This window comes from Litorivivens sp. (genome assembly GCF_057445395.1).
On record NZ_JBVBUV010000031.1, the window covers coordinates 13,319 to 25,436 of the forward strand.

General features: G+C 56.3%; 14 protein-coding genes. 12 read left to right on the forward strand and 2 right to left on the reverse strand.

Annotation, left to right across the window (positions count from 1 at the left end):
* The first annotated feature begins 40 nt into the window (after positions 1-40).
* The 7 genes from thiO (at position 41) to ribA (ending at position 5,980) form a co-directional block, all read left to right on the forward strand.
* On the forward strand, positions 41-1,147 hold the full coding sequence (gene thiO / locus AC222A_RS10535; RefSeq protein ID WP_372799241.1) for a glycine oxidase ThiO: 1,107 nt from the start codon (positions 41-43) through the stop codon (positions 1,145-1,147).
* A 44-nt stretch (positions 1,148-1,191) separates the two neighbouring features.
* Complete coding sequence (thiS, locus tag AC222A_RS10540) at positions 1,192-1,395, forward strand: sulfur carrier protein ThiS (RefSeq protein WP_372749005.1); 204 nt, start codon at positions 1,192-1,194, stop codon at positions 1,393-1,395.
* A 40-nt stretch (positions 1,396-1,435) separates the two neighbouring features.
* Positions 1,436-2,224 (forward strand): thiazole synthase, encoded by a 789-nt coding sequence (locus AC222A_RS10545; protein WP_372749006.1) that lies wholly within the window; start codon positions 1,436-1,438, stop codon positions 2,222-2,224.
* Between the two features lie 36 nt (positions 2,225-2,260).
* The gene (locus AC222A_RS10550) at positions 2,261-3,163 is read left to right on the forward strand and encodes an LOG family protein (RefSeq protein WP_372749007.1); all 903 of its coding nucleotides are present in this window, start codon (positions 2,261-2,263) and stop codon (positions 3,161-3,163) included.
* Between the two features lie 51 nt (positions 3,164-3,214).
* Positions 3,215-4,699 carry a bifunctional hydroxymethylpyrimidine kinase/phosphomethylpyrimidine kinase gene (thiD, locus tag AC222A_RS10555; protein WP_486774947.1) on the forward strand — a complete coding sequence of 495 codons (1,485 nt, stop codon included), beginning with the start codon at positions 3,215-3,217 and terminating at the stop codon, positions 4,697-4,699.
* Positions 4,696-5,319 carry a retropepsin-like aspartic protease family protein gene (locus AC222A_RS10560; protein ID WP_372749009.1) on the forward strand — a complete coding sequence of 208 codons (624 nt, stop codon included), beginning with the start codon at positions 4,696-4,698 and terminating at the stop codon, positions 5,317-5,319. The genes thiD and AC222A_RS10560 overlap by 4 nt, the downstream gene beginning before the upstream one ends.
* Before the next feature lie 70 nt (positions 5,320-5,389).
* On the forward strand, positions 5,390-5,980 hold the full coding sequence (gene ribA, locus AC222A_RS10565) for a GTP cyclohydrolase II (protein WP_372749010.1): 591 nt from the start codon (positions 5,390-5,392) through the stop codon (positions 5,978-5,980).
* Between the two features lie 116 nt (positions 5,981-6,096).
* Here the strand turns inward: ribA and AC222A_RS10570 are convergent, their stop codons facing one another.
* The gene (locus AC222A_RS10570) at positions 6,097-7,470 is read right to left on the reverse strand and encodes an FAD-dependent oxidoreductase (RefSeq protein WP_372758499.1); all 1,374 of its coding nucleotides are present in this window, start codon (positions 7,468-7,470) and stop codon (positions 6,097-6,099) included.
* Positions 7,471-7,640: 170 nt separating this feature from the next.
* Between AC222A_RS10570 and AC222A_RS10575 the strand changes: the two genes are divergently transcribed.
* Genes AC222A_RS10575 through AC222A_RS10585 form a run of 3 tightly spaced genes read left to right on the forward strand, consistent with a single transcriptional unit; the run spans position 7,641 to position 10,262 of the window.
* Positions 7,641-8,198 carry a chorismate--pyruvate lyase family protein gene (locus AC222A_RS10575; protein WP_372750147.1) on the forward strand — a complete coding sequence of 186 codons (558 nt, stop codon included), beginning with the start codon at positions 7,641-7,643 and terminating at the stop codon, positions 8,196-8,198.
* 58 nt (positions 8,199-8,256) lie between these two features.
* Positions 8,257-9,138, forward strand: a complete 882-nt coding sequence (ubiA, locus tag AC222A_RS10580; protein ID WP_372750146.1) for a 4-hydroxybenzoate octaprenyltransferase — start codon at positions 8,257-8,259, stop codon at positions 9,136-9,138.
* Positions 9,138-10,262 (forward strand): GNAT family N-acetyltransferase, encoded by a 1,125-nt coding sequence (locus AC222A_RS10585; RefSeq protein ID WP_372750145.1) that lies wholly within the window; start codon positions 9,138-9,140, stop codon positions 10,260-10,262. The genes ubiA and AC222A_RS10585 overlap by 1 nt, the downstream gene beginning before the upstream one ends.
* A 75-nt stretch (positions 10,263-10,337) precedes the next feature.
* Here the strand turns inward: AC222A_RS10585 and AC222A_RS10590 are convergent, their stop codons facing one another.
* Positions 10,338-10,895 carry a porin gene (locus tag AC222A_RS10590; RefSeq protein ID WP_372763706.1) on the reverse strand — a complete coding sequence of 186 codons (558 nt, stop codon included), beginning with the start codon at positions 10,893-10,895 and terminating at the stop codon, positions 10,338-10,340.
* A gap of 266 nt (positions 10,896-11,161) precedes the next feature.
* On the opposite strand from AC222A_RS10590, the gene AC222A_RS10595 reads away from it, so the two are divergent.
* Together AC222A_RS10595 and AC222A_RS10600 are read left to right on the forward strand one after the other, a co-directional pair.
* Positions 11,162-11,599, forward strand: a complete 438-nt coding sequence (locus tag AC222A_RS10595) for a carboxymuconolactone decarboxylase family protein (RefSeq protein WP_372749117.1) — start codon at positions 11,162-11,164, stop codon at positions 11,597-11,599.
* Positions 11,596-12,108 carry a carboxymuconolactone decarboxylase family protein gene (locus AC222A_RS10600; protein ID WP_372749118.1) on the forward strand — a complete coding sequence of 171 codons (513 nt, stop codon included), beginning with the start codon at positions 11,596-11,598 and terminating at the stop codon, positions 12,106-12,108. Before AC222A_RS10595 ends, AC222A_RS10600 begins: the two co-directional genes overlap by 4 nt.
* Positions 12,109-12,118 lie beyond the last annotated feature (10 nt).

Sequence of the window (12,118 nt, forward strand, 5' to 3'; positions counted from 1 at the left end):
GTTATGTGCCAGCATTGCCCGCCGGTTACGGAGTTGCGTCATGAATATCGCCATTGCCGGCGCCGGCCTGATGGGGCGCCTGATCGCCTGGCAGCTACAGCGCCGGGGGCATCAGCTTACCCTGTTTGATGCCGGCGATGAGCAGGGCACGCTGAGTGCGGCCTATGTTGCGGCCGCCATGTTGGCGCCCTACAGCGAAGCGGTAACCAGCGGCGCGGAGATGCTTGCGCTCGGGAAGAACGCAATAGGGCAGTGGCGCGAACTATTGCGGCAGTTGGCTGAAACCGGCGCCCATACCATAGACCTGAAAGACAGCGGCTCTGTGGTGGTTGCGCACGAACTGGACCGTGCCAGTCTTCAGCATTTTTCCCAGAAGCTCAGGGCGGTGGTGGGCGACGATACCAGCGTAAAAGCGTTAGATCGATCCGGCATTACCGAGCTTGAACCCGAGCTGCCGCAATCGTTTAGACAAGGCCTTTGGCTGGCGGGTGAAGGCTGCCTTGATAACCGTGCATTGCTGAGTGCACTGCACGATACCTTGGTGGCAGGTGGAGCCCAATGGCGCAGTCATGTGGCGGTGCAGAGTGTCGAGCCCGGTGTGTTGCACACCGCTGCCAGAGCTGAGTCATTTGACTGGGTTGTTGATTGTCGTGGTTTGGGGGCCAAAGCAGATTGGCCGGATGTGCGTGGCGTGCGTGGTGAAATACTCTGGGTGAAAGCGCCTGAAGTGCGATTGAGTAGACCTGTTAGGTTGATGCATCCGCGCTATCACCTGTATATAACGCCCAAGCCTGGTGATATTTACGTGGTCGGTGCGACAGAAATTGAGAGCGAATCTCAGGCGCCGGTGACGGTTCGTTCAGAACTGGAATTGCTATCTGCCCTTTACAGTGTGCACTCGGGTTTTGCCGAAGCGCATATCGTGCACAGCTTTGCGCGCTGCCGACCGGCACTGCCAGATAATCTTCCGCTGGTGCGGGTGATAGATGGCTTGTTACAAGTAAATGGCTTGTATCGACATGGGTATTTGCTGGCGCCTGTCGTATTGGCCTCAGCGTTGCGGGCATTTGAGGGTGATTGCAGTGCGCCTTTTGTGTCGCAGATGGCGCAGAATACTTTCGCGTGCAAGACAGGCTCTGGCCGTTAGCTCAGCGTGGGAGCTTGTCCTTCACACGAAAAGGATGGACGTAGATGATAGAAGTCAGTGTTAACAGTGAGCCTAGGCAGGTAGAGCAGAATAAAACGCTCGACGTCCTGCTTGGCGAGTGGGGTTTTGAATGCCAGCGCGTCGCCGTAGCAATCAATGAGGATTTTGTACCCCGCTCAACGTATGCTCAGGTGTCATTGAAGTTCGGTGACCGGGTGGATGTGGTAGCGCCAGTGCAAGGCGGTTAGACCAGCTTTGCTGGTGGATGAAAACAGATCAGGTATCAGCATGACAGACCAGTGGACGCTCTACGGACAAAGCTTTAGCAATCGCCTGTTAATTGGCAGTGCGCTTTACCCCTCACCGCAGGTGATGAGCGATGCTATTGATGCTTCGGGTGCGGAGATCATCACCGTGTCCCTGCGTCGTCAGTCGCCGGAAGAAGCGGGTGGGCAGTCGCTGTGGACGCACATCCAAAAGCTCAATAAAGCCCTGTTGCCTAATACGGCCGGCTGCCACTCAGTTAAAGAGGCGATTACCCTGGCGCAGATGAGTCGTGAAATGTTCGAAACTGACTGGATCAAGCTGGAGGTGGTGGGCGATGACTACAATCTTCAGCCCGATCCGATCGGTACCGTTGAGGCGGCAGAAAAGCTGATCAATCTGGGTTTTAAAGTCTTTCCTTATTGCACAGATGATCTGGTGATCTGCCAGCGACTGCGCGACGTAGGTTGTGAAGTGCTGATGCCTTGGGGTTCGCCCATAGGTACCGGACGCGGTTTGATGAATCCCTACAATCTGCAAACGATTCGCGAGCGCCTGCCCGATATGCCGTTAATCGTGGATGCCGGCATTGGCAAACCGTCCCATGCGGTGATGGCGCTGGAATTGGGGTACGATGGGATATTGCTGAATACGGCAGTGGCGCAGGCAAGTGATCCCGTGCTGATGGCGCGAGCGTTTCGCGATGCGATTGCCGCCGGACGTCAGGGCTATCTTGCCGGTGCCATGCCGGAGCGCCAGACTGCTAGCCCCAGCACTCCGACGTTGGGCATGCCTTTCTGGCATCAGCAATAATCAGGCTCCCTCTTTCTGTCAGGCCAAGGACATTGCATGAGCAAAAAAAAAGGTCCCCGCAGTTTTGGAAATGTCGCTTTTCCCTCCGCAGCTGAAGACGCGACCTATGCCAAGGAAATAGAAGAAACCCCGCAAACAAAAGCCTCCGCCTACCGCCTTGCCTTTGCTGATGACGAGTTTCTGCTCCGAAACGAGTTACGGCCAGTGCGTCTGCAGCTGGAACTGTTAAAGCCAGAAATGACCATGCAGGAATGGGAGATAGACGCAACAATTGTGATGTTTGGCAGTGCGCGCATCCCTGATCCGGCCACCGCAGAGCTGCAGGTCAATGAAGCCCAGGCAGCGTTAAAGGCCGACCCTGACAATGCGGCCAAGCAGAAGCTTCTGGTCGTGGCAGAAAATCGCCAAGCCCTCAGTGGTTACTATGATGAAGCGCGTCGTCTTGCCGCGATCATTGGTGAACAGTACTCCGGCACGCCGGGCATGCCCAAGGTGCACGTGATGACCGGCGGAGGCCCCGGCATCATGGAGGCAGCGAATCGCGGCGCCGATGATGTGGGTGCTGAAAGTATCGGTCTCAATATTGTACTGCCACACGAACAACGGCCTAACGCTTGGATAACGCCGGAGCTAAGTTTCCGCTTTCACTACTTTGCGCTGCGCAAGATGCACTTTCTGATGCGGGCAAAAGCGCTGGTGGTCTTTCCCGGTGGTTTTGGTACGCTGGATGAGTTTTTTGAAACGCTTACCCTGCTGCAAACCCAAAAGGTAAAAAGTCTGCCGATTCTCGTGTTTGGCCGTGAATTTTGGGAAAAGGTGCTGAATTTCGAGGTGCTGGTTGAGCACGGCATGATCAGTGAAGAAGATCTCGAGCTGTTCACGTATGTGGAAAGCGCTGATCAGGCTTGGGCGGTCATTCGCCAGCAGTGTGAAAGCTGAGTTTCTCTGACTCAATGTATTTCTCACGCGTTGTATTGTTGAGGTTAGTAAATGGCAACACACAGTAAACCCATTGCCTGGAGCATTGCCGGTTCGGATTCAGGTGGCGGCGCTGGGATTCAGGCAGATCTTGCCACCTTTCAAGATTTTGCCGTACATGGCTGCACGGTCATTACCGCGATCACCGCGCAGAACAGCTTTGCGGTGGGTTATGTGGCGGTGACACCGCGGCGAGCATTGGCAGCGCAGATCAATGCGCTGGATAGCGATCTTCCGGCGAGCGCCATCAAAGTGGGCATGCTGGCCAACGAGGAAGTGGTGGAGATGGTTGCCAAGTACCTGAAGTCCTATGAGGGCTTTGTGGTATGCGATCCGGTGACCCGTGCCAGCAGTGGCGATTCGCTGATTACCGGCGACGCGGCTAATGCCCTACTGGATCAATTATTGCCACGCGTAGACTTGCTAACACCCAATCGCAATGAAGCCGAAGCCATTCTCGGCAGGCAGCTGCGTGGTCTGGAAGATGTGGAGCGAGCCGGCAGCGAGATTGTCAAACTGGGTGCGCGGTCGGTGCTGATTACGGGCGGCCATTTTTCGGCACTTAACGGGGAACGTCTGGACTACTGGACCGACGGTGAGGACGGTTTCTGGCTGCATGGCCGGGATGTGCAGACTGTGAATAGCCATGGTTCTGGTTGTACTTTGTCATCGGCGATCACGGCGGCAGTTGCACGCGGCTATGATCTGAAAGATGCGCTGGTTTTGGGTAAGGCTTATGTCACTCAGGGCCTGCGCTTGTCGACCCAGCTCGGCGGCGGTCCGGGCGCCGTGGCCCATATGGGCTGGCCGACCCACTGGTGGGATTTGCCCACCGTCAGTCACACCTTGCGACAAACCCCCAATAAGCCCTTTCCAGACTGCGGTGGTGCGTTGGGCCTGTACCCGGTAGTGGATTCGGCGGATTGGGTTGAGCGTCTGCTGCCGCTGGGGATTACCACCATCCAGTTGCGGGTCAAAGACAAGACTGGCGATGCCCTGCGCGCTGAAATTGAGCGGGCGGTGGCAATCAGCGAGCGCTTCAATGCCCGGTTGTTTATCAATGATTTCTGGGAGGAGGCGATCGCAGCGGGCGCTTACGGTGTTCATCTGGGGCAGGAAGACCTGCAACGCGCCGATATTGCGGCCATTCAGCGCGCGGGTTTGCGTCTGGGGTTAAGCACGCACAGTTATTTTGAGATAGCGACAGCTCACAGCCTTAAGCCCAGTTACATTGCCATGGGCCCTATCTACGCCACCACCAGCAAAGTGATGCCCTTCGACCCGCAGGGTTTGAGCCAGTTAAAGCATTGGGTTGAGCTGCTGGGAGAAAAGTATACGTTGACGGCGATTGGCGGCATCGATGAAAAGCGCGCGCGCGATGTGCTTACCACGGGGGTGGGCAGTTGTGCCATGATCAGCGCGATTACCCAGGCAGACGATGTGGAGGCAACCGTGGCTGAACTGATGGCGTTACATGCTCAGGATAGGGCGCAGTGAAGCGCCTGGCGCTGCTGCTCAGCCTGCTCGCCAGCCTGGCGAGTGCGGATGTGCAGGTGAATGCGCTATTTGAAGGCTCTGCCTACCTGCTGGTGGACGGCCAGCAGAAATTGCTCCGCAAGGGCGAGACCTTTCGCGGCGTTACCTTGCTCGACGCCAACCCGGAGCGCGCGCTGATCGAACACGAGGGGGTGCGCCATGAGCTCAACCTGTCGTCGCGCATCAACGCGAACTACCGCGAAAACACGACCCGGGAGGTTGTGATTCATCGCGATAACCAATTGAAATACATGACAAATGCCACCATCAATGGGCGCACGATGGCGGTCCTGGTGGATACCGGTGCTAACCTTATGGCGCTGAGTTCCCGTCATGCCAGACAGTTGGGTATCCGTTACAAAGAAGGAAAACCGGCAATGGTCTCTACGGCCAGCGGCATGGCGCGCTCCTACCGGGTTCTGCTCAGGTCGGTAGCGGTAGGGGGTATCGTTGCCCAACTGGTACCTGCGGTGGTGGTGGAGGGTGATTTTCCGACCGAGGTGCTACTCGGTATGAGCTATCTAGAGCATGTCGATATGCAAGAAAAAGACAATATCCTCACCCTGCGCGCTCGCTACTGATCCTATTGGTCGAATTTGGCCGCCAATCAGGCTAGAATTGCGCCTCCCTGAAATACGGCTGGAGTTCAGCGTGTCCCTTAGGTTTATCGAATCCTCCAAGCTGCCCACCCCATGGGCGGTGTTTGATATTCATGGTTTTGAGGATACCGAAAATCAGAAAGAGCATATCGTGCTCACTCTGGGCGATGTCAGCACCGGTGATCCGGTCTTGGGTCGTGTTCATTCCGAGTGCCTGACTGGCGATGCGCTGTTCAGCATGCGCTGTGATTGCGGCTCCCAGCTGCAGGCGGCGCTGGAGAATATCGCCAAGGAAGGGCGTGGTGCCCTGTTTTATCTGCGTCAGGAAGGGCGCGGTATCGGCCTACTGAATAAAATTCGTGCCTACAAATTGCAAGACGGGGGCGCGGACACCGTAGAGGCCAATGAGAAGCTGGGCTTTCACGCCGATATGCGTGATTACAGCATCTGTAAGGTCATGTGTGATCATCTGGGGATCAGTCAGCTCAAGTTGATGACCAACAATCCTCGCAAGGTGAATGCCTTAACCGAGCACGGCATCAAGGTGGTGGAGCGGTTACCGCTGCGCACTGGCGAGAACCCGCATAATGCTCGCTATCTGGCGACCAAGGCGGGTAAGTTGGGGCATCTGTTCGATCACTGAGTGGGTTTCGGAAAATGAAAAGGGCGCCAGAGGCGCCCTTTTTTGTTGCCGGATAGATTGTCTTCGCGCGTCGGGTGCGCTCCCACGTGAGCTGCGTGCGGGAGCGCAACCGCTGCTTAGGCCAGCAGTGGCGGCAATTCCTTCTGCAGGGTCATTTTCTGCTTGATGCCTTCGCCGGTCAGGGCAAACCCCTGAAGCTGTCCGTTCTTGTCGAAGAACTTGGCCACCACATTGTTGCCCTCTTCCTCAATCTGCCAGTCGCCTTCCAGATCACGCGGCGGTGGGTTGACCACAACCGGGCAGGCCGGGGTTTTGATGGTAACAGGCATGGCAGGGTAGCTGACGTCTGTATTGGTGCCTGCCAGGGTTTTGGCCAGCGCACGAGCCTGGGCCATCAACGGTGCCACATAGACCAGCACGTGACCGTCCACTTCCACACAGTCGCCCATCGCGTACACATTTTTGGCGCTGGTCTCCAGCAGGCGGTTGGTGGTGATGCCGCGGTTCACAGCGATGCCGGCATCCGATGCCAACTGCGTGCGTGGGCGTACGCCCACGGCTGATACCACGAGGTCGCAGTCAATGGTGTCGCCAGTGCTCAGGGTGACAGTCAGGCCCTTGTCGCCTGCTTTGTTTACTTCGGTGACCAGCGGGCCGAAGTGAAATTTCGCACCTTTGTCTTCCAGTGCGCGCTGTACTGCGCGCCCGGCAGGCTCTGGCAGCAGGGTTGGCAGGCAATAGCCCATCGGGTCTACCGCTTCAACCGCAAAGCCACCATTGAGCAGGTCGTTGGTGAATTCGCAACCAATCAGACCGGCGCCGATCAGGCACACTTTCTTCACATCGTTTTTCTTGATGGCGGTGCGGAAATCGTCGTAGTCCAGCAGATCATTTACCGAGTATACGTACTCCAGTGCGTCGCCCTTGATCGGCGGCGTGATGGTGTCGGCGCCCAGCGCCAGAACCAACTTGCCGTAGTGAATCTGGGTTTCAGCATCGCCCAATTTGATGGTCTGGTTTTCGGTGTCGATCGCGGTGACGTGAGTCATGGTCCAGACACTGGCCTTGAGCTGCTTGCCCATAGTGCCTGCATCGGCCTGGGCCAGATCATTGGCAGTGGTGTCTTTGGTGTAGCCGGTCGATAGCATCGGCTTGGAGTAGGAGCGTCCGTCGTCAGCGGTGATCATGATGACCGGCGTGTCCTGATCCTGTTTGCGGAATTCGCGAACCAGGCCATAGCCCGCAAGGCCGGTACCCAGTACCACGAGTGGCGCGCGGGTTTCGTCGGTGGTTTCTTCTTCGTGGTGGGGGGCAGCTGCCGGTTCGCTGGTTTCGATCAGCTCAAAATCTTCCTTGCCTACGCCGCAATCGGGGCACAGCCAGTCATCGGGAATATCTTCCCATTTGGTGCCAGCGGCAATACCGGAATCCGGGTCGCCCGTTTCTTCGTCGTAGACCCAGCCACAGACAATACATTCCCACTTACTCATTTCTCTTCCTCGTCGTCAGTGTGTGGCGCTTGCAGTTTGTGAGGGAATCACGCATTCTGCCGCCACTTTTAAAGGGCGCCTCTTGTGTGGTCGGAACCGTTTGTGCACTTGTGCGAAACGGGCCGTGAGCGCCTGAAATCAGGGTTTTGCAGTATATAGGGAGCCGGGTATTGTACGCTGTTCGCCACTACCGATACCAGCCTGACGAGCCGCAATGGCGGGACTATCGCTGCCTGCTCAGTGAGCAGCTGCCGCGTGAAATCCGGCCCTGGCTGCTGGACAGAGGCTCGTTAACCGCCCGTCTGGTGCGGGCTAGCGGCGGAGACTTCCGGGTGCAGGTGCTGGAACAGTCGTGGCAATGCCCGCGCGGCAGCGAGCGGCACCTACTCGATATGGGTGAGCGCAAACGGGCGATAATTCGCGAAGTTTTGCTGATCTGCCGGGGTGAGCCTTGGGTATTTGCGCGCAGTGTACTGCCAGCCGCCAGCCTTGAAGGGCGGCTGCGCCACCTGCGCAAACTGAAGGATTCGGCGCTGGGCGCCTTGCTCTTCAGTGACCCCAGTATGCAGCGGGCGCCCTACGAAGTGGCCACGATTGCGGGCGATGATTCGGCGTTGCCGCCGGCTGTCCGCACGGATACTACTCTCTGGGGGCGTCGCTCCTGTTTCTTCCTCGGTGGCTTGCCGTTGATGGTCAGCGAGATCTTTTTGCCTGCTTTCAGACCTTGACGCTTGAAACACGCCGTTGGCCTTTATATGGTGATCCGGTTTACTACGAGTTGATTCCATGCCGGTTGACCTGACACAACTTCAGCAACGCTTCCCTGCTTTTATCCGCCTGATGCGCTTTGATAAGCCGATCGGTACCTACCTGGTATTGTGGCCTACACTGTGGGCGCTGTGGTTGGCGGCCGAGGGAGTTCCGCCGCTGTCTACCTTGATAATCTTTGTGCTTGGTGTTGTGCTGATGCGCGCCGCAGGCTGTGTGATTAATGACTATGCAGACCGTCATATCGATGGTCATGTGGAGCGCACCAAAGCGCGACCATTGGCCACCGGCGAAGTAGCGGCGAAAGAAGCACTGTGGTTGTTTGTGGGTCTGTGTCTGGTCAGTTTTGTACTGGTGTTGTTCACCAATCAGCTGACAATCCTGCTGTCGGTAGCAGCGGTGGCGCTGGCAGCGACCTACCCCTTTATGAAACGCCACACCCACTTTCCCCAAGTGGTGCTCGGTGCGGCCTTTGCCTGGAGTGTGCCCATGAGTTTCGCTGCGGTGCAGAATACCGTGCCGCTACAGGCCTGGCTGATTTACCTGGCCGTTGTGATCTGGACCATCGCCTACGACACTTTCTACGCGATGGTAGACAGGGACGATGACCTGAAAATTGGCGTCAAATCCACGGCGATCTATTTCGGTGAAGAAGACCGCTTGATCACCGGCATCCTGCAGGCCAGCGTGGTGTTTATTCTTGTGCTCATGGGCTCACGCTTCAGCCTCGGTTTTATCTACTTTGTGGGCGTTGCGGCAGCAGCAGGCTTATTTATTTACCAGCAGCGTTTGATTCGCTTTCGTCAACGTGAAAACTGTTTTCAGGCTTTCCTGAATAATCATTATGTAGGGATGGTGGTGTTCATCGGTATCGCCCTGCATTACTTGCTTCCCGGCTGATGTACTCCTGTCGATTTATTTCCAGTCTAGCGGAGGTGTCTGCCGAGCAGTGGAATGCGCTGCTAGCCACTGACTATCCCTTTTTGCGTTACGAGTTCTTATGGGCAATGGAATCCAGCGGCGCAACAACACGTAAAAGTGGCTGGGAGCCTTCGCACCTCGTCGTGGAGGACGCGGGTGAGCTGGTTGGGCACTTGCCGCTGTATCGCAAACACCACAGCTACGGCGAGTATGTTTTTGACTGGTCCTGGGCAGACGCCTGGCAGCGCAATGGCTTGAATTACTACCCCAAGTTGCTGTGTGCGATTCCTTACACGCCAGCCACTGGTCCGCGTCTGTCACTACGCCATGGTATTCCTGCGCAGCCGGTCTGCGAGTTTCTTCGCGCGCAGGCGGATATCTCGGTGTCGTCGGCCCATGTGCTGTTTACCAATCCAGATGAAGATGCACTGTGGGGTGATGCTGATTTTGTTCGTCGAGTTGCACCTCAGTACCACTGGTTTAACCGCGGTTACAGCGATTTTGAAGATTTTTTGGCAGCATTCAGTTCACGCAAGCGCAAGGCATTGCGTCGCGAACGGCGGCTGGTTGCCGAGCAGCAAGTGGTGTTGCGGCGCGTGCCGGGGCGACAGATCACGACCGACCTGTGGCGGCACTTTTACCACTGTTATCAGATGACCTATGCCAAGCGCAGCGGCCACGGTGGTTATCTGAATCAGGCGTTTTTTGAGCAGATTGGGCAGACCATGCCGGACAACCTGTTAATGGTGATGGCTGAACAACACGGTGAGCCGATTGCCGCCGCGCTTAACTTTCACGACAGCGCCACGCTCTATGGTCGGTACTGGGGGTGTCTTCGCGAAGTGGAGTTTCTGCATTTTGAGGCCTGCTACTATCAGGGTATTGAATACTGTATTGAGCAGGGACTGCAGCGCTTTGACCCTGGGGCGCAGGGCGAACATAAAATTCAGCGTGGCTTTGACCCTGTGGAAACCCGTTCGCGACACTGGATTGTCGATCCGCGTTTTCGAGAGGCCATAGCGCGATTCCTTGATCAGGAAACACCGTCGATTCACGCCTATCTGCAAGATGCGCGGCAGATGCTGCCTTTCAAGCGAGGTTAAATAGGTGGTAGGCGGCGGGTTGGTTGCTAGGAGAGGCAATGGACAGCGCCTTGGTGGCGCTGTCCAATCGCCGGCTTAGAAGTTAAAGCGGGCAGAGAAGGTCAGGGTATCTACGTCGTCGATTGAGCCGTATTCCAGGCCCAGATCCACGGTTTCAGATGCGCCGTACAGGCCGCCAATGCTGAAGCCAGTCTCGTTGTCGTCGTCACCTCGAGCGTGGTCCACGGAGAAATTCAGCTCTGCGTTTTTGCTGATTTCAGCGCGAACACCGGCAGACAGCAACTCACCATCGTTATCAACGTCGATGCCGGCAAACTCGATTTCGCTTTCCACCAGAGAAACTTCAGCGACAAAATCGACCGTCTCGCTAACTGCGGTGCGGAAGCCTACGCCCAGGCTGTAAGAGTCCATGGAGATTTCGTCGGTGATGCCCATGATGCTGTATTCGTCGTCGGTTTCCGCCTGGCTATAAGCACCCAGAATATAGACATTCTCGTGAACAGAAACGCTGCCTTTTACACCGAAGCCCATTGCGTCTTCGCCATCCAGATCAATCTTGGCAACGCCGACTTCAGCGTAGGTGTAGGAAAGGTCGGCCGCAAAGGCGGGCATGGCAACACCGGCAGCCAACATCGCTGCGATTAGATTTTTTTCATTGTTTTTAGGTCTCCCCCTAAAATTAGTATTGTTATCGTGCTGAAAAGCACCGCGGCGGATACTAGCAAGCAGAACGGTCTAACGAAAGATTTAAGTGGCGGTGTAGTGGATTCACCGGGGGCGTTTCGATGAATAATCTGAATGTCGCAAATCATAAACTACCGATTATGCCAAGAGATTAAACCGCCTAACTTGCCGGCACGCATGCCCTGTGCCACTGTCAGCAAAAAGGGGAGGTGATTATGACGTGGCTGACGCATCCGGCGAATGATTTCGCGCAGGTGTTTTCATTGCGCACTAACCTTTATAACGATTATCGACTCTTCGAAGCTGCGCTTGAGAAACAACTGGATCAGCGCCTGATGTGGGTGTGCAAAGCGCGATGTGCGCAGCTGCACCACTGCACAATGGATGGTGAGTTGAAGCGTTCGTTAGGTGACGATCTTATCGCCGCGCTGCCCCAGTGGTATAACGATCCCCGTTTTTCGGCGCTTGAGAAATCCGCCCTGCAGCTGGCCGAATGTTTCTGTCTCGACCCACACAGTATCAGCGATGACATGGCGGCGGCTGTGGTCGCTCATCTGGGCGATGCCGGGCTGGTTGCGCTGCTGGAATTTCTTGCGTTGTGCGATGGCTTTGCCCGTTTTCGAGCGATTCTGAACATCGAGGAGGCTGCATGACCAAATCGCGTGTGAGCTTGCCCGCCAACGCCGGTGATGATCCCATCAGTGGCAGCGCACTGGCCCTGCAACCCGAGGCTCTGGCTGCCTTCAATCAGCTCTACGGCACCCTATGGAGTCGTGGTGTTCTGGATCATCCCAGTAAAGAGTTGGCGCGGCTGCGCAATGCCCGCAAAACCAATTGTGTATTCTGCAAGAACGTCAGGTTTTCGCAGGCCAAGGCTGAGGGTCTAGACGAAACGCAGGTCGAACAGATTCGCGATGGCTATGAGGACAGCGATCTTTCCTCGCGGCAAAAGCTGATTCTGAGTTACACCGACACGTTTCTGATCGCGCCCAACGAGATCGATGACGCGTTACAGAATGCGATGAAGGGCGAGTTTAGCGATGAGGAAATCGTCGAATTGACTGCAGCCCTGGCGCTGTTTATGGGCTTTTCCAAAATCGCGGTTTCACTCGGTGGCATGCCCGACTCGCTGCCCACCTTTGAAATGCCCACGCCGGACTAGTTTGGAGCTA